We start from the raw sequence: 19,194 nt of genomic DNA, 5'->3' as shown, positions 1-19,194 counted from the left end.
CCCCTTGAAACGCGGCAACTGTATGTTCTTACAGGTGTTTTCCGCGCATACTGAAATGGGTCCCTAAGCTAGCACGACGAACGGTTAAAGTGCAGTGCCTCGCTCAGGCTTCGACCAACGCAACTGCCTCTTCGACGTCCACCGCCACCAGTCGCGAACAACCCGGCTCGTGCATCGTCACCCCCATCAGTTGATCGGCCATTTCCATGGCGATCTTGTTGTGGGTGATGTAGATGAACTGCACGGTTTCCGACATCTCCTTGACCAGCCTGGCATAGCGGCCAACGTTGGCGTCGTCCAGCGGCGCGTCCACTTCGTCGAGCATGCAGAACGGCGCGGGATTGAGCTGGAAGATCGCGAACACCAGCGCCAACGCCGTGAGTGCCTTTTCGCCGCCGGACAGCAGGTGAATCGTGCTGTTCTTCTTGCCCGGCGGGCGCGCCATGATCGCCACCCCGGTATCGAGTAAATCTTCGCCGGTTAGTTCCAGATAGGCCTGGCCGCCGCCGAAGACTTTCGGGAACAGCGCCTGCAACCCGCCGTTGATCTGGTCGAAGGTTTCCTTGAAGCGGTTGCGGGTTTCCTTGTCGATCTTGCGGATGACGTTTTCCAGGGTGTCCAGCGCTTCGACGAGGTCGGCGTTCTGCGCATCCAGGTAGCGCTTGCGCTCGGACTGCTGCTGGTATTCGTCGATCGCCGCCAGGTTGATCGGCCCGAGACGCTGGATACGCGCGGCGAGCCGCTCCAGTTCCTCCTCCCAGCCCTTTTCGCTGGCCTCGGCGGGCAGGCTGCCGAGCACGCCGTGGAGGTCGTAGCCGTCCTCGAGCAGCTGCTCCTGCAGGGCCTTGCGACGCACCGTCAGCGCCTGCCATTCCATACGCTGCTGTTCCAACTGGCCGCGCAGCAGTTGCGCCTGCTGTTCGGCTTGGGTGCGGCGCTTCTCGGCGTCGCGCAGCTCGCGGTCGGCGTCTTCCAGCGCCAGGCGCGCCTGCTTGAGCTCTTCCTCCACGCCCATGCGTCGTTCGAGCAGTTCCTCGAGCTTGATGCGCAGTTCCTCCAGCGGCGCCTCGCCCTCCTCAAGATTGAGGCTGAGCTGCTCGCGGCGTTCGATGACGCGCTCGAACTGCTGCTCCAGACGCTCCAGCGCCTGCCGGGTGGAATCGTGCTGGGCCCTCAGCGAGCCGGCTCGCACCGCCAGCTGATGGCTGTTGTCCTTGTGCTGGCGGGCTTCCTGGCGGACGCGGTCGAGGCGCTCGCGCAGGGCGTCGCGCTGCGCCAGCAGTTGCTCGCGCTGCTCGCTGTCCGTGGCCATCGCGTCCAGCGCGTCCTGCAACTGCAGGCGCGCTTCGCCGAGTTGCTCGTGCTCCAGCGCGCGCTGCTCGTCCAGTTCGCCGAGTTCTTCTTCGAGGCGCCGGCGACGCAGGGTCAGTTGTTCGAGCCTGGCCTGGCGCGCGGACAGCTGCGCCTTCAGTTCGCCCTGTTGGCGCGCTCCGTCCTGCAGCAAGCGACGCTGGCGCTCGCGGCTGTCCTCCTGGCTGCGTTGCTCGTCGCGCAGCTGCTGCAGGCGCTCGTCGAGTTGCTCCAGGCGCGCGTCGCGCTCGCCGCGTTCGGCCTGCAGGCGCTCCAGTTCCTGGCCGCGGGCGAGCAGGCCGCTTTCCGCCTCGCTGGCACGGCGCACGCGTAAAAAATGCCGGCCGACCCAGTAGCCGTCGCGGCTGATCAGGCTTTCGCCCTCGCCCAGCGCAGCGCGGCCGGCGAGCGCCGCGTCGAGGTTCTCCACCGGCCGCACCCGCGCCAGCCAGGGCGCCAGATCGACCGGCGCCTCGACCTTGTCCAGCAGGCTGCCCGGATGGCGTGCGGAGGGTTTGCCCGGATCGAGCAGGCGCAGGTCGCCCTGCTGAAAACCCAGCAGGTCAAGCCTGGTGAAGTCGTCCAGCAACACCGCCTGCAGGTCGGCGCCGAGCACGGTTTCCACCGCCAGCTCCCAGCCCGGCTCGACGCGCAGCCCCTCGGCCAGGCGCGGATGGCGATCCAGATGCTGCTCGCGCAGCCATTCGGCGGTGCCCTTGCCCGGGTCCAGCGCCGCCTGCTGCAGCGCTTCCAGGGATGCGATGCGACCGTCGAGGCGTTGCAGGTCGCCCTGCGCCTGCTGCTGCTCGCGCGTCGTCTGCTGCAGCTCGCCGCGCAGTTGCTCGAGCCGTTCGGCCAGCGCCTGCTCGGCGGCCTGGAGCTCCTCGAGGTGCATGTCGCTGACGGCCAGTTGCTCGCTCAGTTCGAGGATCGCCGCATCGTCCGGGTCGGCGGCAAGCAAGGCGCGCTCGTCATCCAGGCGACGGCGGCGTTCGGCGAGCCGTTCCAGGCTCTGCTCCAGCTGCAGGAGGCGCGCCTGCAGCACTTCGGCGGCACGGCGCGGCTCGGCGCTGCGCTGGTTGAAGCTGTCCCACTGTTCCTGCCAGCCGTGCATGCCGGCCTCGGCGTCTTCGAGCATCGCCGCTGACTCTTCGGCCGCGGCAATGGCCATTTCCTGATCGGGTTCGAGGACCGCCAGTTCTTCGCCAAGCGTCGCCAGCAGCGTGCGGTCGTGGCCCAGGTGGGATTCGGTTTCCAGGCGCGCGCGCTCGGCTTCGCGGAGGTCGTCCTGAAACTGGCGCAGGCGCTGCTGGCCGTGCTGGATGCTCTGCTCGACGCGGGCGATGTCGCCACCCACGGAATAGAAGCGACCCTGGACCTGATTGAAGCGCTCGGACAGCTCGTGGTGGCCGTCGCGCAGGCGCTCGATGCTGGCGTCGGCGTTGCGCTGCTCGGCGACCAGCGCCTCGAAGCCGACTTCCTGATCGCCGATCACCGCTTCGCGCTGGCCGACCTGTTCGTTCAGCGCACGCCAGCGCAGGCCGGCGAGCTGGGCCCTGAGCTGACGCTCCTCGGCCTTGTATTCCTGGTATTTCTCCGCCGACTGCGCCTGCCGGTGCAGGCGTTCGAGCTGGCGTTCCAGCTCTTCGCGCAGGTCGGTCAGGCGGGCGAGGTTCTCGTGGGTGCGGCGGATGCGGCTCTCGGTCTCGCGGCGGCGCTCCTTGTACTTGGAGATGCCGGCGGCTTCCTCGATGAAGTTGCGCAGGTCCTCGGGCTTGGCCTCGATCAGCTTGGAGATCATCCCCTGCTCGATGATCGAGTAGCTGCGCGGGCCCAGGCCGGTGCCCAGGAAGATGTCGGTGATGTCGCGGCGACGGCATTTCACGCCGTTGAGGAAGTAGGTGTTCTGCGCGTCGCGGGTGACCCGGCGGCGGATGGAGATTTCCGCGAAGGCGGCGTATTCGCCGGTCAGGCTGCCGTCGGAGTTGTCGAAGATCAGCTCGATGCTGGCCTGAGTCACCGGCTTGCGGGTGTTGGAGCCGTTGAAGATGACGTCGGTCATCGACTCGCCGCGGAGGTTCTTCGCCGAACTCTCGCCCATCACCCAGCGCACGGCGTCGATGATGTTCGACTTGCCACACCCGTTAGGCCCGACCACGGCGGCCATGTTGCTGGGAAAGCTCACGGTGGTCGGGTCGACGAAGGATTTGAAGCCCGCCAGCTTGATGCTTTTCAACCGCATGTGCCGCCTCGCCCCCCGGGGATTCGTTCAGCGCCTGGCCAGAGCGGCCAGCACCATTTGGCAATTATGCTGGCAATAGCGGGCGACTACCTCACGAATACGCGGCGGATTGCGATCGATCACCGCCTGAAACAGGTGGCCGAAGGCGTCCATCATTTCCTTCATCTCCTCCGGATGCCCGTCGATCGCCAGGTGATAGGTGCGCGCGATCGCCGGCTGCAGGTTCTCGATCACGCTTTGCAGGTAGGGGTTGTCGGCGAACGGGAAGGTGGCGGCTATGGCATCAATGCTGGCCTGGATGAATACATCGGCATCCTCGTGCTGCATGCCCCGCATCAGGCGCTGCTGCACCTCGACGAAGGGCTGCAGCTCTTCCGGGCGCCGCCAGCGATCGGCAACGGCGTCGCTGAGCAGGATGTACAGCTCGGTCACCAGCGCATACAGGGACTTCACGTGATGCGGAGTCAGCTCGCAGACCTGGGCACCGCGTCGCGGCAGGATGTCCACCATGTGCCGACGCTCGAGAATCAGCAGCGCCTCGCGCACCGAGCCGCGGCTGACATTGAGCGCCTTGACCACCTTGATCTCCTGGATACGCTCGCGCTCCTTGAGTTGGCCATGGATGATCCGCTCGGCGATATGCCGCGCTATCTGCTCGGACACGCTGTCCGGGGCTGTGAACGTCATGATTTTCCTTCGAAACAGAATGCCGAGCGACGGGGTACAAGGTGACTCGGGGAGGCAGGCATCGCCTGCAGACCGGCGCCTGGGAGCCGGCCGGGCGCCGATTGTAGCATAAGGCCACCCCCCACAAAGCCGCTCCCGATGGACTACATGGCGTCGCACCGGGGCGACGTAGCGGGCATAATTCGCGCTCGTTCACGAACCCGGATTTCCATGCGCATCCACGTCACCTTCATCGATCGCGTCGGCATCACCCAGGAGGTGCTGGCCCTGCTCGGCGGGCGCAACCTCAACCTCGACGCCGTCGAGATGGTGCCGCCGAACGTCTACATCGATGCGCCGACCCTGAGCGCCCAGGTGCTCGACGAACTGCGCGGCGCGCTGTTCAACGTCAGCGGCGTGCAGGCGGTGAACGTGGTTGACATCCTGCCCGGCCAGCACCGCCGCCTGCAGCTCGATGCGCTGCTCGCCGCCATGGCCGATCCGGTGCTGGCGGTGGACGCCAATTGCCGGGTGCTGCTGGCGAACCCGGCACTGATCGCGGTGTGCGGGCGTCAGCTCGAAGGCGAGACGCTGGGCGAGCTGTTCGCCGACGCGCAACTGCAACAGGCGCTGCTGGACGAGGACTTCCGCCTCCCGCTGCGCGAAGTCACCCTCAACGGCCAGGCGCTGCTGCTCGACGCGATGCCGATCACCGAGGCCGTCGAAGCCGACCAGCGCCATCTCGCCGGCGGCCTGCTCACGTTGTATTCGCCGAGCCGCATCGGCGAACGCCTGGCGGCGCTGCACCACGACCACGCCGAGGGCTTCGATGCCCTGCTCGGCGACTCACCGCCGCTGCGCACGCTCAAGGCGCGCGCGCAACGGGTCGCGGTGCTCGACGCGCCGCTGCTGATCCACGGCGAAACCGGCACCGGCAAGGAGCTGGTGGCCCGCGCCTGCCATGCCGCCAGCAGCCGGCGCAACGCCCCCTTCCTCGCGCTGAACTGCGCCGCGCTGCCGGAAAACCTCGCCGAGAGTGAGCTCTTCGGCTACGCCCCCGGCGCCTTCACCGGTGCAGCCCGCGGTGGCAAGCCGGGCCTGCTCGAGCTGGCCAACAAAGGCACCGTGTTCCTCGACGAGATCGGCGAGATGTCGCCCTACCTGCAGGCCAAGCTGCTGCGTTTTCTCAGCGACGGCAGTTTCCGCCGGGTCGGCGGCGAGCGCGAAGTGAAGGTCGACGTGCGCATCCTCAGCGCCACCCATCGCGACCTGGAAAGGATGGTCGGCGATGGCAGCTTTCGCGAAGACCTCTTCTACCGCCTCAACGTGCTCAAGCTCGACGTGCCGCCCCTGCGCGACCGCGGCCAGGACATTCTCCTGCTCGCCGGGCATTTCATGGCCCAGGCCTGCGCACAGATCCAGCGTCCGCCCTGCCGCCTGGCGCCCGGCACCTTTCCAGCGCTGCTGGCCAACCGTTGGCCGGGCAACGTGCGCCAGTTGCAGAACGTGATCTTCCGCGCCGCCGCGATCAGCGAGAGCCACCTGGTAGACATCGACGACCTGGACATCGCCGGGACCGAGGTGGCGCGCCAGGGCGAAGGCGAGATCGGCAGCCTGGAACAGGCGATGGGCGACTTCGAGCGTGCTCTGCTGGAAAAGCTCTACGCCAGCTATCCCTCCAGCCGGCAGTTGGCGCAGCGGCTGCAGACCTCCCACACCGCCATCGCCCAGCGCCTGCGCAAATACGGCATCCAGCGAAAGGGCTGACCACCGACGCCTCGTAGCGATTTCGCAACAGCGTATCGATATCGCTACAATCGGACCGCCCGACACGGCGCGCGCAGCCTCTGGTCCCTGAATTCTGTGAAAACCTCCGGCCATGTATCGATTTCGCTACAGCGCGGTGCATCCTGCCGCCCCACCAGTAATCTATCTTATTGATAAATAACGATATTTATATAATGGCACCGGGCTTGCTATGACCTGCCCAGCCGCGCCCCGTGCTTGGGCGCATCGTTTTTCCCGCACCGTAGCGGGAAGTCGCCAACAGGAGTTCACATGAGCGAGTTGCGTTTCACCGTCGATCACGAATGGCTGCGTCTGGACAGCGATGGCCTGGTTACCGTCGGCATCACCGCGTTCGCCCAGGACGCACTCGGCGACGTGGTCTTCGTGCAACTCCCCGAGTTGCAAGCCTATGAGGCCGGCGCCGAAGTCGCGGTACTGGAATCGGTGAAGGCGGCGAGCAACATCGTCATGCCGCTGGCGGGTGAAGTCGTGGAGATCAACCCGGAGCTGGAAGCCAGCCCGGAACGGGTCAACGAGCAACCGCTGGAGGGCGGCTGGTTTTTCCGCTTCCGCCCGTCCGATGTGGATGCGGTGGCCGGCCTGCTCGACCAAGCTGCCTACGACCGCCTGCTGAAAGCCAACGCCGAGGCCTGATCCATGACCGAACTGAGCACGCAGAACGAATTCATCGCCCGCCACATCGGCCCGCGCGAGGCCGACACAGCCGCCATGCTGCAGAGCCTGGGCTACGACTCGCTGGAAGCGCTGTCCGCCAGCGTGATCCCGGAAAGCATCAAGGGCACCAGCGTGCTCGACCTGCCGGCCGGCCAGAGCGAAGCCGCGGCCCTGGCCGAGATCAAGGCCATCGCCGCGAAGAACCAGCTGTTCACCCATTACATCGGTCAGGGTTACTACGGCACCCACACGCCGGCGCCGATCCTGCGCAACCTGCTGGAAAACCCGGCCTGGTACACCGCCTACACCCCGTATCAGCCGGAGATCTCCCAGGGTCGCCTTGAAGCGCTGCTGAACTTCCAGACGCTGATCATCGACCTCACCGGCCTGCCGATCGCCAACGCCTCGCTGCTCGACGAAGCCACCGCCGCGGCCGAGGCGATGACCTTCTGCAAGCGCCTGGCGAAGAACAAGGCGAGCAACGCCTTCTTCGCCTCCCGGCACTGCCTGCCGCAGACCCTCGACGTGCTGCGCACCCGTGCCGAGCCACTGGGCATCGAGGTGGTGGTCGGCGACGAGCGCGAGATCGACGACGCCAGCGCCTACTTCGGCGCGCTGCTGCAGTATCCCGGCGCCGACGGTGACATCTTCGACTACCGCGAGCTGGTCGAGCGCTTCCACGCCGCCAACGCGCTGGTGGCGGTCGCCGCCGACCTGCTGGCGCTGACCCTGCTCACCCCGCCCGGCGAGTTCGGCGCCGACGTCGCCCTGGGCACCGCCCAGCGATTCGGCGTACCGCTCGGCTTCGGCGGCCCGCACGCCGCCTACTTCGCCACCCGCGACGCCTTCAAGCGCGACATGCCGGGGCGCCTGGTGGGCGTCTCCGTGGACCGTTTCGGCAAGCCGGCACTGCGCCTGGCGATGCAGACCCGCGAGCAGCACATCCGTCGCGAGAAGGCCACCAGCAACATCTGCACCGCGCAGGTGCTGCTGGCCAACATCGCTAGCATGTACGCCGTCTATCACGGCCCGCAGGGGCTGACGCAGATCGCCAGGCGCGTGCACGGCCTGACCGCGATCCTCGCCGCCGGCCTGGTCGAGATGGGCTACGCCGTCGAGCAGGAGAGCTTCTTCGATACCCTGACGCTGGCCACTGGCGACAAGACCGCCGCGCTGCATGCCAAGGCGCGCGAGGCGCGGATCAACCTGCGCGAGATCGACGCCGGACGCCTGGGCCTGTCGCTCAACGAAACCACCACGCCGGCCGACGTCGAGGCGCTCTGGGCGATCTTCGCCGACGGCGCGCTGCCGGACTTCGCCGCCCTCGCTTCCGCCGAAAGCCGCCTGCCGGCCGCGCTGTCGCGCCAGTCGAGCTTCCTGCAGCACGCGGTGTTCAACCGCTACCACTCGGAAACCGAGCTGATGCGCTACCTGCGCAAGCTCGCCGACAAGGACCTGGCGCTGGACCGCACGATGATCCCGCTTGGCTCCTGCACCATGAAGCTCAACGCCGCCAGCGAAATGATCCCGATCACCTGGGCGGAATTCGGCAGCCTGCACCCGTTCGCACCGGTCGAGCAGAGCCAGGGCTACACCCAGTTGACCGACGACCTGGAGCGCATGCTCTGCGCCGCCACCGGCTACGACGCCATCTCGCTGCAGCCGAACGCCGGCTCCCAGGGCGAATACGCCGGCCTGCTGGCGATCCGCGCCTACCACCACAGCCGTGGCGACGTGCAGCGTGACATCTGCCTGATCCCCGCCTCGGCCCATGGCACCAACCCCGCCACCGCCAGCATGGTCGGCATGCGCGTAGTCGTGGTCGCCTGCGACACGCGTGGCAACGTCGACGTCGATGACCTGCGCAAGAAGGCCGAGGAACACCGCGCGCGCCTCGCCGCGCTGATGATCACCTACCCATCCACCCACGGCGTGTTCGAGGAAGCGATCCGCGAGATCTGCGCGGTGGTGCACGACAACGGCGGCCAGGTGTACATCGACGGCGCCAACATGAACGCCATGGTCGGCCTCTGCGCACCGGGCAAGTTCGGCGGCGACGTGTCCCACCTGAACCTGCACAAGACCTTCTGCATCCCCCACGGCGGCGGCGGCCCGGGCGTTGGCCCGATCGGCGTCAAGGCACACCTGGCGCCGTTCATGCCCGGCCACGGCAAGATGCAGCGCAAGGAAGGCGCGGTCAGCGCCGCGCCGTTCGGCAGCGCCAGCATCCTGCCGATCACCTGGATGTACATCCGCATGATGGGCGGCGAAGGCCTGACTCGCGCCTCGCAGATGGCGATCCTCAACGCCAACTACATTGCCCGTCGCCTGGAAGAGCATTACCCGGTGCTCTACAGCGGCAGCAACGGCCTGGTCGCCCACGAGTGCATCCTCGACCTGCGCCCGCTCAAGGAAACCAGCGGCGTCAGCGTCGACGACGTCGCCAAGCGCCTGATCGACTTCGGCTTCCACGCCCCGACCATGTCCTTCCCGGTCGCCGGCACGCTGATGATCGAGCCGACCGAGAGCGAATCGCGCGAGGAACTCGACCGCTTCTGTGACGCCATGATCGCCATCCGCGAGGAAATCCGCGCGGTGGAGAGCGGCGCCCTGCACAGCGACGACAACCCGCTTAAGAACGCCCCGCACACCGCGGCGGAGCTGGTCGGCGAATGGAGCCACCCGTACAGCCGCGAGCAGGCGGTGTATCCGCTGGCATCGCTGGTGGAGGCCAAGTACTGGCCGCCGGTCGGTCGCGTCGACAACGTCTTCGGTGACCGCAACCTGGTCTGTGCCTGCCCGTCGATTGAGGCGTACCAGGAGGCCTGATCGCCCTGCGCAATCGACGGTCTTCCGCCAGCAACCCTCTTCCACGGGAGAGGGTTGGCTAACGAGGTGTCCCGCGGCTCACCGGCCATAACCGAAGAGTGATTCATGTCCCTCAGCGTTTTCGACCTGTTCAAGATCGGCATCGGCCCCTCCAGCTCGCACACCGTCGGGCCGATGCGTGCCGCCGCGCGCTTCGCCGAAGGGCTGCGGCGCGACGGCCTGCTGGACGCGACCACCGGAGTAAAGGTCGAGCTGTACGGCTCGCTCGGCGCCACCGGCAAGGGCCACGGCAGCGACAAGGCGGTGCTCCTCGGCCTGGAAGGCGAACAGCCGGACAGCGTGGATACCGGCTCCATCGAGCGCCGTCTGGCGGTGATCCGCTCCTCCGGCGAGCTGAAGCTGCTGGGCGAGAAGCCGATCCGCTTCGTCGAGAAGGAACACCTGGCGATGATCCGCAAGCCGCTGCCGTTCCATCCGAACGGCCTGGTGTTCCGCGCGTTCGACGCCGCCGGCATGCAACTGCGCTCGCGTGAGTACTACTCGGTGGGCGGCGGTTTCGTCGTCGACGAGGAAGCCGCTGGCGCCGATCGTATCGTCGAAGACCGCACGTCGCTGCGCTACCCCTTCACCACCGGTGCCGAACTGCTCGCCCACTGCGCTGAATCCGGGTTGTCGATCAGCCAGGTGATGCTCGCCAACGAAAGCGCCTGGCGCCCGGAGCAGGAAACCCGCGCAGGTCTCCTGCGCATCTGGCAGGTGATGCAGGACTGCGTCGCCGCCGGCTGCCGCAACGAGGGCATCATGCCCGGCGGGCTCAAGGTCAAGCGCCGCGCCGCCGCGCTGCACCGACAGCTGTGCGCGAATCCGGAAGCCAACCTGCGCGATGCGCTGAGCGTGCTCGACTGGGTCAACCTCTACGCCCTGGCGGTGAACGAGGAAAACGCCAGCGGCGGCCGTGTCGTCACCGCCCCCACCAATGGCGCCGCCGGCATCGTCCCCGCCGTGCTGCATTACTACATGCGCTTCATTGCCGGCGCGGACGAGGACGGCGTGGTGCGCTTCCTGCTCACCGCCGCCGCCATCGGCATTCTCTACAAGGAGAACGCCTCGATCTCCGGCGCCGAAGTCGGCTGCCAGGGAGAGGTCGGCGTGGCCTGCTCGATGGCCGCCGGCGCGCTCTGCGAAGTCATGGGCGGCAGTGTCCAGCAAGTGGAGAACGCCGCCGAGATCGGCATGGAGCACAACCTCGGACTGACCTGCGACCCGGTCGGCGGACTGGTCCAGGTGCCCTGCATCGAGCGCAACGCGATGGGCTCGGTGAAGGCGATCAACGCCGTGCGCATGGCCCTGCGCGGCGACGGCCAGCATTTCATCTCGCTGGACAAGGTGATCCGCACCATGCGCCAGACCGGCGCCGACATGAAGAGCAAATACAAGGAAACCGCGCGCGGCGGACTGGCCGTGAACATCATCGAATGTTGACCTGCCTTCTCCCCTGGCCCCTCTCCGGTGAACGGGCGAGGGCAGAAAAGCCGCGACCAGCCCCTGACCGGTCGCCGGCAAAGGATGGGAAGGAACAGTCGAAGCAACACACCGATCAATCCCTTCTCCCGCTTGCGGGAGAGGGCCAGGAAGAGGGGTTCTCCCCTCCCACCACTCTTGTTCAGGAACACACGACATGACCAGTGAAACCCTGGCGAAAACCCCGCTACACGCCCTGCACCTGGAACTCGGTGCGCGCATGGTGCCGTTCGCCGGCTACGACATGCCGGTACAGTACCCGCTCGGGGTAATGAAGGAGCACCTGCACACCCGCGAGAAGGCCGGCCTGTTCGATGTTTCGCACATGGGCCAGATCCTCCTGCGCGGCGCGGATGCCGCAGCGGCGCTGGAAAGCCTGGTGCCGGTGGACATCCTCGACCTGCCGCAAGGCATGCAGCGTTACGCGCTGTTCACCGATGACAACGGCGGCATCCTCGATGACCTGATGGTCGCCAACCTCGGCGACGACACGCTGTTCCTGGTCGTCAACGCCGCCTGCAAGGAGCAGGACCTGGCGCACCTGCAGCAGCGCATCGGCGCGCGCTGCGAGATCGAAAGCCTGTTCGACGCGCGCGCCCTGCTCGCCCTGCAGGGGCCGAAGGCTGTGGACGTGCTGGCGCGCCTGGCGCCCGAGGTCGCGGGCATGACCTTCATGCAGTTCCGCCGCGTACAACTGCTGGGCGTCGACTGCCTCGTCAGCCGCTCCGGCTACACCGGCGAGGACGGTTTCGAGATTTCCGTGCCGGTGGAACACGCCGAAGCGCTGGCCCGCGCGCTGCTCGCCGAGGAAGAAGTACAACCCATCGGCCTCGGCGCTCGCGATTCGCTACGTCTGGAAGCCGGCCTGTGCCTCTACGGCCACGACATGAGCACCGCCACCTCTCCGATCGACGCCAGCCTGCTGTGGGCGATGTCCAAGCCACGGCGTGCCGATGGCGCCCGCGCTGGCGGCTTCCCCGGCGCCGAGCGGATCTTCGCCCAGCAGCGCGACGGTGCGCCGAACAAACGCGTCGGCCTGCTGCCGCAGGAGCGCGTACCGGTGCGTGAGGGCGCCGAGATCGTCGATGCCGAAGGCCAGGTGATCGGGCAGGTCAGCAGCGGCGGCTTTGGCCCGAGCCTGGGCGCGCCGGTCGCCATGGGCTACGTACAGAGCAGCCACGCGGCGATCGACACCCCGGTCTGGGCCATGGTGCGCGGCAAGCGCGTACCGATGCGCGTCGCCAGGACGCCCTTCGTAGCGCAACGCTACTACCGCGGCTGAGGCTTTGTCCGGCAGGTCCGCGACGCTCGTCGCGGGCCCTGTGTCCCCTGAAAATTCGCTCAAAATTGTCGACAATCGACACTAATTCCCCCCCAAAAGGCGCAACTCGGCGGCCATCCTGAACCACTCTGTCTATTATCAATCACTAGATAACAACCAGATCGACGCCACTGAGCAGTGATCCGTACAATCCGTGGCGCTTGCGACAACCCAGCCGGGAACGATGGACATGACTCTTGCATCCGCTGTTAGCCTCACCGCGTCCCTTTGCATCAGTGACGCCGGAGCAGGCCGATGACTTGCCGCCTGCTGCTGGCTGACGACCATGCCCTGATCCGCGCGGGCGTGCGGGTAATGATCAGCGATCTGGAAGGTTACGAGGTGGTCGGCGAGGCCGAGGATGGCGGCCAGGCTGTGGAGATGGCCCGCGAACTGGAACCGGACATCATCCTGCTGGACGTTTCGATGCGCGACGTCGGCGGCCTGGAAGCGCTGCAGCTGCTGACCAAGCACGCGCCCGGCTGCAAGGTGCTGATGCTGTCGATGCACACCGATCCTGAGACGGTCTTCCAGTCCTTGCAGAAGGGCGCCGTCGGCTACCTGCTCAAGGATGCCGCGATGGCCGAATTGCACCTCGCGCTGCGCGCGGTCGGGCGCGGTGAGCGCTACCTGAGTTCGGCGATCGCCCAGCATGTCATCGAGCAGGCCCTGGCGCGTACGCCGGTTCCGCCAAGCCTGATGTTGACCCAGCGGCAGATCGAGATCCTGCGGCTGATATCGCGTGGCGCCTCTACCCGCGCCATCGCCAACGGCCTCGGCCTGAGCGTGAAGACCGTCGAGGCGCATCGCTCGCAGATCATGAAGCGCCTGGAGATACACGACGTGCCGGGCCTGGTGCTCTACGCGGTGCGCGAAGGCATCATCAGCCCGGACGACTGATCACTCGGCCGTTGCCGGTGCCAGCGGCACGGTCTGCGCCTGGCTGCCGAGCAGCGGCGAATCTGCAGGCAAATGCACGCGCAATGCCTTCGGCCGGACGCTCAGGCGCAGCGTCCGGACCTCTATCGGCTCACCGTCCAGGTTCAGGTCCAGCCCTTCCGGCGCCTCGATCTCGACCCAGGGCAGCCGCGCACTGACCGACACCGACTCCAGGCCGCGAATACCGCCGGTGAGCATGGTGGTCAGCGTACCGACCACATCGGCCGGCGCCGGCACGATGCAGATGTCCAGCAGGCCGTCGTCCGCTAGTGCCTGCGGGCACAACTGGTGACCGCCGCCGGCCTGGCGGCCGTTGCCGATGCCGAGCGCGAGAAACTCGCCCTCCCAGCTGAAACCCGGCCCCTCGAAGCGGCCGAAGGCGGAGTGAACCTCGGGAAACTTGGTCAGGCCGGTGAGCAGATAGGCACTGCCGCCGAGGATCTTCTTCAGGTCCTCGGAGGTGTTGGCGGTGACCTTGGACCCGAAACCGCCGGTGGCCATGTTGAGGAACAACTGCCCGTTGGCATCGCCGATATCCACCGCACGCGGCGCGCTGTCCAACTGGCCGAGGGCTTCGTCCGGCGGCAGCGGCACGCCGGCGGCACGGGCGAAGTCGTTCGCCGTGCCCAGCGGGAGCAGCGCCAAGCTGGCGTCGGTCTCCTTCTGCGCCATCGCTTCGGCCACGTCGCGCACCGTGCCGTCGCCTCCGCCCGCGATGATGATCGGGTAACCGGCATCCAGCGCTTCGTCGACCAGGCGCTGAGCATCGCCGGGCTCCCAGGTCACCCGCACCGTCAGCTCCCAGCCTTCCTTGCGACGCGCCATCACCGCGGCACGAACCTCGTCGTTGGCGGCCTGCTTGCCATGCAGAATCAAGAACGCCCTGCGCTCGCTCATCACCGGTTCCCCTGGAATATCCACTGCGCGACGGCCGAATGGGCGCCCGCCTAGATCGGATCGACTGGCTCGGGGAAAGTTTCTGCGCGGATGGCCTGCGCGGCGGCCGGTTCGTCGCCAGATGGCCTCGGCTCAGAGCCGCCTGCTGCTCCCGGCTATCCGGTAGCCAACGCTGGCGCTTCGGCACGCCCGGCGAAGCATCGCCAACCCGTCTAGCCCGGATAGCCGGTGATCTCGCTGATGCTGCGGTACAGCGGCTCGAGCCGCCGGTACATGCGCTGGTAGACCTCGCGATACAACCGCTGGTAGATCGCCTGCGCCTGCGGGTCGGGTTGGAAGACCTGGCCCACGCGGGTCATCGCGGCGATCGCACTGGGGAAATCCGCATGCAGACCCAGGCCCACCGCGCAATCGATGGCCGCCCCCAGGCCGGAGGTCTCGTACAGGTGCGGGCGTTCCGCGGGCAGGCCGAAGATGTCGGCGGTCAGCTGCATCGCCGCATCGCTCTGCGAACCTCCGCCGGATACGCGCAGGCGGGTGATCGGCGTGCCGGAGCGCTTCTCGATGCGCTCACGGCCGTCGCGCAGCGCGTAGGCCAGCCCCTCGAGGATCGCCCGATACAGGTGCGCCCGCGTGTGCACGTCGCCGAAACCGATGATCGCGCCCTTCGCCTCGATGCCCGGCTCGCGGATGCCGGGCGTCCAGTAGGGTTGCAGCATCAGCCCCATGGAACCCGGCGGGACCGCTCTCACCAGTTCGTCGAACAGCGCCTCCGGCTCCACGTCCAGCGCCCTTGCGCGCTGGGTTTCCTCCAGGCCGAACTGCTGCTTGAACCAGCTGACCATCCAGTAGCCGCGGTAGATCATCACCTCGCTGTTGTAGTGATCGGGAATCGCCGCCGGGTAAGGCGGGATCAGCGACGTCACCTCCAGGTAGCGACTGCGCGTGGTGTTGATGGTGGCCGTGGTGCCATAGGACAGACAGGCGATGTTCGGTGCCACGCCGCCGGCGCCGATCACCTCGCAGGCCTTGTCCGAAGCCGCAGCGATCAGCGGCAGGCCTTGCGGAATGCCGGTGTGCGCACAGGCTTGGGCGCTGATCGTGCCGAGCGTTTCGCCGGGTTTGTAGAGCTCGGCGAGCTGCTCGCGGCGCACCGGCATCGCCTGCCACTTCCAGTCGCGCGGACCGGCCCAGCGCAGGCGCTTGTAGTCGAACGGCAGGTAGCCGACGGTGCAGCCCACCGAATCGACGAAACGCCCGGTGAGCCGGTGCGTGAGGAAGCCCGAAAGCAGCAGCAGCTTGTGCGTCTTCGCCCAGATGTCCGGCTGGTTCTGCGCGATCCAGTTGACCTCGGCCTGGGCACGCACGTGGTCCACCGTCGTCTGCGCACGCACCATCTTGAACAGCCAACCCCAGGGACCCTTGATGCGCTCACGGACCTCGGCGCGCCGCTGGTCGAGCCAGAGGATCGCCGGGCGCAGCGGCGTGCCCTGCTCGTCGACATTGATCAGCGTGCCGCGCTGGGTGGTCAATGCCACGCCGCGAATCAGCCGGCGGTCGATGTCCGTGCTGCTCCAGAGCTTCTGGCAGGCCTCGCCCAGGCTCGCCCAGAAGTAGTCCGGGTCCTGCTCGGCCCAGCCCGGCTGCGCCGAATAGTAGGGCTCCAGCTCGACCTTGCCCTTGCCGAGCAGGTTGCCGGACAGGTCGAACAGCAATGCGCGGACACTCTGGGTGCCGTTGTCGATGGCGAGCAGGTAGCTGGGTTCGTTCACGATGCGCTCACTCGTCTCATGTCTTTATTCCCGCCGCAGGCGATAGCAGCCCTGCCACAGGTGCAGGTAGTCGCCCACCTCGCGCTGCCAGCGCTCGTCGCTCCAGCCCAGCCGCGCCTGGCAAAGCGCGCGGATGCGCGGCAACTCGGCCTCGGCGCCGTTGGCGAGCAGCAGCCCGAGACGCGTGCGGCGCAGCAGCAGGTCGTCCAGATGCAGCACCAGCTCGTTCTGCGCCGCCCAGGCCAGCTCCGCCCAGAGCGTGTCGGTGGCGCCCACCCGCTCGGCGCCGACCTCTTCCAGCAACGCCAGCACGCCGGGCAGCTCGCGTCCGTGCCGGCCTGCCAGGCGCCGCTGCTGGGCCGGCGATAGCGCGGGCATCGGCTGCGCAGGCTGCGGGCGAAACACCGGCGCGCCACGGTCGTCCAGCTCACGACCGACGAAACCGGCGCAGGCCCGCAGCACTTCCAGCGCCAGCAGGCGGAAGGTGGTCAGCTTGCCGCCGGCCAGGGTCACGCAGCCGGGTTCGACCCACAGCAGGTGTTCGCGCTTCTCGTCCGAGGGCTTGAGCGTGGAACCGGCCGCGCAGACCACCGGACGCACGCCGGCCCAGGTCGACAACACGTCCGCGGCGGCGATACGCGCGCCGGGGAACTGCTGGGCACACGCCGCGAGCAGGTAGTCGGCCTCGTCGGCGCTGATCCGCGCCTCGCGATCCAGCGACTCGGCGTGGTCGAGGTCCGTGGTGCCGACCACGGTGGCGCCCTCCCAAGGGAAGACGAACACCGGGCGCCGGTCCTGGTCATGCAGGAAGCTGAACGCATGCGCCACCGGCAGCCGCCAGGCCGGAAGCAGCAGGTGGCTGCCGCGCAACGGGCGAATCCGCACGTCGTCGCCCTGACGGAACCGACCCGCCCAGGCGCCGGTAGCCTGCGCCACGGCACGCGCGCGAAACCGCAGGCGCTGGCCGCTCTCGCGATCCTTGCCGAGCAGGCCGACCACCCGGCCCTCCTCGCGCAGCAGCTCGACGGCTTCGATGCCGTTCAGCGCCTCGCCACCCTCGCCGCGCGCCTCGCCGAGCACGCGCATCACCAGCCGCGCATCGTCGGTCACCGCATCGAAGAAACGCGTGCCGCCGAGCAGGCCGTCCTCCTTCAGCCCCGGCGCCAGGTAGCGCAGCTGCTGCAGCGAATGGAACAGGTGGTTGCGCTTGCCGGCCAGGGCGTCATACACCGCGAGCACCCCGCCGAAGACCTTCGGCCCGGGAAAGGTGCCGCGGTAGTGCGCCATGATGAAACTCAGCGGGTCCACCAGCCCCGGCGCCTCGGCGAGCAGGCGCTGGCGTTCGCGCACCGAATCACGGGTCAGGCCGAACTGGCCCTTGGCGATGTAGCGCAGGCCGCCGTGGACCATCTTCGACGAACGGCTCGAGGTGCCCCAGGCGAAATCCCGCTGCTCCAGCAGCAGGCATTTCCAGCCGCGTCGGGCCGCTTCGCGCAGGATGCCGGCGCCGCTGATGCCGCCGCCGATGACGATCAGGTCCCACTCGCGGGCCGCCAGCTCGGGCAGCGCGCGCTCACGCCAGGCGGCGTTCCAGGCGCTCATTCCGGCAACAGCACGCCGGGAGCCAGGCGGCCTTCCGGATCGAAATGAACCGCCAGCGCACGCAGCGCGGCCATGCCCCGCTCGCCCTTCTCCAACGCCAGGTAGGGAGCATGGTCGCGACCGACCCCATGCTGGTGGCTGATGGTGCCGCGGTTGTCGACGATGCAGCGGCTGGCGGCGTGCTTGAGCCGTTGCCAGCGCTCCAGCGCCTGCGCGTAGCTGCCGCCCGGCCGATACACGTAGGTGGTGTAGATGCTGCAGCCCTCGCCGTAGACGTGGGACAGGTGGGTGAACACGTGGACCCGCTCGCCTGCATCGACAAGGCCGTCGCGCAGGCTGGCCTCGAGCATGTTCAGCAGCGTGTCGACGTTGCTCCAGTCGGTGGCGGTTTCCAGCGTGTCCACCAGGTAGCCGGCGCTCCACAGGCCGTGGCGCAGGTAGGGGAAACGGAAGCGGTTCTGCGCCCATTTGCGGCCCAGCAGCGTACCGGTGAACACGCCACCGAAGCCACGCAGGAGCTTCCTCGCCTGGCGCAGCGAAGCGGCGTTCTGCACGCGGCTGCCGGTGACGCCGAAGGTCAGCATGCATTTGTCGCCCCGCGCGCCGCGCAGCGCCAGGTACTTCTCCAGCAACGCGATCTGCCCCGGATGACCGGCCAGCGCCAGTTGGGTGCGGGTCTCGACGGCATTGGACAGGCGCAGCATCGACAGCGGCACCCGCGCCTGCGCCAGGCTGCGGATCGCCTCCAGCGCGCGCGGCCAGTCAGGCAGGAACACCGCGTAGAAGGTTTCCGCATCGGGAAGACGGCTGATGCGCACCCGGACCTCGGAGATCACCCCGAAGCGCCCTTCCGAACCCAGCACCATTTCGCGCAGATCGGGACCGGCCGCCGACGCCGGAAAACTCGGCAGCTGCAACGGGCCGGCGAAGGTTTCCAGCGTGCCGCCGGCGAACAGTTGCTCGATGCGCCCATAACGCAGCGACTGCTGGCCGCTGGAGCGAGCGGCCACCCAGCCGCCGAGGGTCGACAGCTCCCAGGATTGCGGGAAGTGACCGAGGGTGTAGCCCTGCGCACGCAGTTGGCTTTCCACCTGAGGGCCGTTGGTGCCGGGACCGAAGGTGGCGATCAGGCTTTCGGCATCGATTTCCAGCAGGCGGTTCATGCGCTCCAGCGAGAGCGTCAGCACCGGCCGTTCGCCGTGCTGGGGATTGATGTGGCCGGCCACCGAAGTGCCGCCGCCGTAGGGGATCAGGACCACGTCCCGCTCCGCCGCCCAGGCCATCAGCTCGCGGATCTGCCCGGCGGTTTCGGGAAAGGCCACGCCATCGGGAAACACGCCGAAGTCGCCCGAGCGCATCGCCAGCCAGTCCGGCAGGCTCTGCCCGCGGGCGTGGCGCAGGCGATCCTCGGCGTCCAGACTGACCCGCGGATGCGCCGGCAGTCGCGACGCGGGCACACGGGCCAGCACCTGTTCGAGCGTCGCATCGGCCAGCGGCTCGCCGGCACCGATCAGCGCGTGGAGAAATTCCGCCCCGTGCGCCGGCAATTCGACCTCGGTGGTGTCTTCGCCCCAGCCATTCCAGCGTCGCAT

The 19,194-nt window shown here is 67.8% G+C and carries 12 protein-coding genes; 6 read left to right on the top strand and 6 right to left on the bottom strand.

What is annotated here, in order from left to right:
- Window positions 1-103: 103 nt before the first annotated feature.
- Together smc and QMX85_RS00955 are read right to left on the bottom strand one after the other, a co-directional pair.
- Window positions 104-3,592: a chromosome segregation protein SMC gene (smc, locus tag QMX85_RS00960; RefSeq protein WP_282338300.1), complete on the bottom strand. Its 3,489-nt coding sequence runs from the start codon at window positions 3,590-3,592 to the stop codon at window positions 104-106.
- A 27-nt stretch (window positions 3,593-3,619) separates the two neighbouring features.
- Window positions 3,620-4,279 (bottom strand): GntR family transcriptional regulator, encoded by a 660-nt coding sequence (locus tag QMX85_RS00955; RefSeq protein WP_282338299.1) that lies wholly within the window; start codon window positions 4,277-4,279, stop codon window positions 3,620-3,622.
- A gap of 210 nt (window positions 4,280-4,489) precedes the next feature.
- Between QMX85_RS00955 and QMX85_RS00950 the strand changes: the two genes are divergently transcribed.
- The 6 genes from QMX85_RS00950 to QMX85_RS00925 all read left to right on the top strand — a co-directional run bounded on the left by QMX85_RS00950 (window position 4,490) and on the right by QMX85_RS00925 (window position 13,292).
- Window positions 4,490-6,025, top strand: a complete 1,536-nt coding sequence (locus QMX85_RS00950) for a sigma-54-dependent transcriptional regulator (RefSeq protein WP_282338298.1) — start codon at window positions 4,490-4,492, stop codon at window positions 6,023-6,025.
- 291 nt (window positions 6,026-6,316) lie between these two features.
- Window positions 6,317-6,700 (top strand): glycine cleavage system protein GcvH, encoded by a 384-nt coding sequence (gcvH, locus tag QMX85_RS00945; protein ID WP_090229438.1) that lies wholly within the window; start codon window positions 6,317-6,319, stop codon window positions 6,698-6,700.
- Window positions 6,701-6,703: 3 nt separating this feature from the next.
- Window positions 6,704-9,550, top strand: a complete 2,847-nt coding sequence (gene gcvP, locus QMX85_RS00940; RefSeq protein ID WP_282338297.1) for an aminomethyl-transferring glycine dehydrogenase — start codon at window positions 6,704-6,706, stop codon at window positions 9,548-9,550.
- A gap of 105 nt (window positions 9,551-9,655) precedes the next feature.
- Window positions 9,656-11,032: an L-serine ammonia-lyase gene (locus tag QMX85_RS00935; protein WP_282338296.1), complete on the top strand. Its 1,377-nt coding sequence runs from the start codon at window positions 9,656-9,658 to the stop codon at window positions 11,030-11,032.
- 196 nt (window positions 11,033-11,228) lie between these two features.
- Entirely contained in the window at window positions 11,229-12,353 is a 1,125-nt protein-coding gene (gcvT, locus tag QMX85_RS00930) for a glycine cleavage system aminomethyltransferase GcvT (RefSeq protein ID WP_282338295.1), read from the top strand.
- A gap of 294 nt (window positions 12,354-12,647) precedes the next feature.
- Window positions 12,648-13,292: a response regulator transcription factor gene (locus QMX85_RS00925; RefSeq protein ID WP_090229449.1), complete on the top strand. Its 645-nt coding sequence runs from the start codon at window positions 12,648-12,650 to the stop codon at window positions 13,290-13,292.
- On the opposite strand, the gene yegS is transcribed toward QMX85_RS00925, so the two are convergent.
- The 4 genes from yegS to QMX85_RS00905 form a co-directional block, all read right to left on the bottom strand.
- Entirely contained in the window at window positions 13,293-14,228 is a 936-nt protein-coding gene (gene yegS / locus QMX85_RS00920; RefSeq protein ID WP_282338294.1) for a lipid kinase YegS, read from the bottom strand.
- A gap of 212 nt (window positions 14,229-14,440) precedes the next feature.
- On the bottom strand, window positions 14,441-16,000 hold the full coding sequence (locus tag QMX85_RS00915; RefSeq protein WP_282338293.1) for an FGGY-family carbohydrate kinase: 1,560 nt from the start codon (window positions 15,998-16,000) through the stop codon (window positions 14,441-14,443).
- Between the two features lie 24 nt (window positions 16,001-16,024).
- The gene (locus tag QMX85_RS00910; protein ID WP_282338292.1) at window positions 16,025-17,602 is read right to left on the bottom strand and encodes a glycerol-3-phosphate dehydrogenase/oxidase; all 1,578 of its coding nucleotides are present in this window, start codon (window positions 17,600-17,602) and stop codon (window positions 16,025-16,027) included.
- The gene (locus QMX85_RS00905) at window positions 17,599-19,194 is read right to left on the bottom strand and encodes an FAD-binding oxidoreductase (protein WP_282338291.1); all 1,596 of its coding nucleotides are present in this window, start codon (window positions 19,192-19,194) and stop codon (window positions 17,599-17,601) included. Before QMX85_RS00905 ends, QMX85_RS00910 begins: the two co-directional genes overlap by 4 nt.

This window comes from Pseudomonas sp. PS02288 (assembly GCF_029959715.1).
GTDB lineage: Bacteria > Pseudomonadota > Gammaproteobacteria > Pseudomonadales > Pseudomonadaceae > Pseudomonas_O > Pseudomonas_O kuykendallii.
This window is presented reverse-complemented; position numbering and strand designations above follow the sequence as displayed.

What these genes read in the sequence shown, in the direction of transcription:
- smc (WP_282338300.1), bottom strand. Translation starts at nt 3,592, where the DNA reads ATGCGGTTGAAAAGCATCAAGCTGGCGGGCTTCAAATCCTTCGTCGAC.
- QMX85_RS00955 (WP_282338299.1), bottom strand. Translation starts at nt 4,279, where the DNA reads ATGACGTTCACAGCCCCGGACAGCGTGTCCGAGCAGATAGCGCGGCAT.
- QMX85_RS00950 (WP_282338298.1), top strand. Translation starts at nt 4,490, where the DNA reads ATGCGCATCCACGTCACCTTCATCGATCGCGTCGGCATCACCCAGGAG.
- gcvH (WP_090229438.1), top strand. Translation starts at nt 6,317, where the DNA reads ATGAGCGAGTTGCGTTTCACCGTCGATCACGAATGGCTGCGTCTGGAC.
- gcvP (WP_282338297.1), top strand. Translation starts at nt 6,704, where the DNA reads ATGACCGAACTGAGCACGCAGAACGAATTCATCGCCCGCCACATCGGC.
- QMX85_RS00935 (WP_282338296.1), top strand. Translation starts at nt 9,656, where the DNA reads ATGTCCCTCAGCGTTTTCGACCTGTTCAAGATCGGCATCGGCCCCTCC.
- gcvT (WP_282338295.1), top strand. Translation starts at nt 11,229, where the DNA reads ATGACCAGTGAAACCCTGGCGAAAACCCCGCTACACGCCCTGCACCTG.
- QMX85_RS00925 (WP_090229449.1), top strand. Translation starts at nt 12,648, where the DNA reads ATGACTTGCCGCCTGCTGCTGGCTGACGACCATGCCCTGATCCGCGCG.
- yegS (WP_282338294.1), bottom strand. Translation starts at nt 14,228, where the DNA reads ATGAGCGAGCGCAGGGCGTTCTTGATTCTGCATGGCAAGCAGGCCGCC.
- QMX85_RS00910 (WP_282338292.1), bottom strand. Translation starts at nt 17,602, where the DNA reads ATGAGCGCCTGGAACGCCGCCTGGCGTGAGCGCGCGCTGCCCGAGCTG.
- QMX85_RS00905 (WP_282338291.1), bottom strand. Translation starts at nt 19,194, where the DNA reads ATGCGACGCTGGAATGGCTGGGGCGAAGACACCACCGAGGTCGAATTG.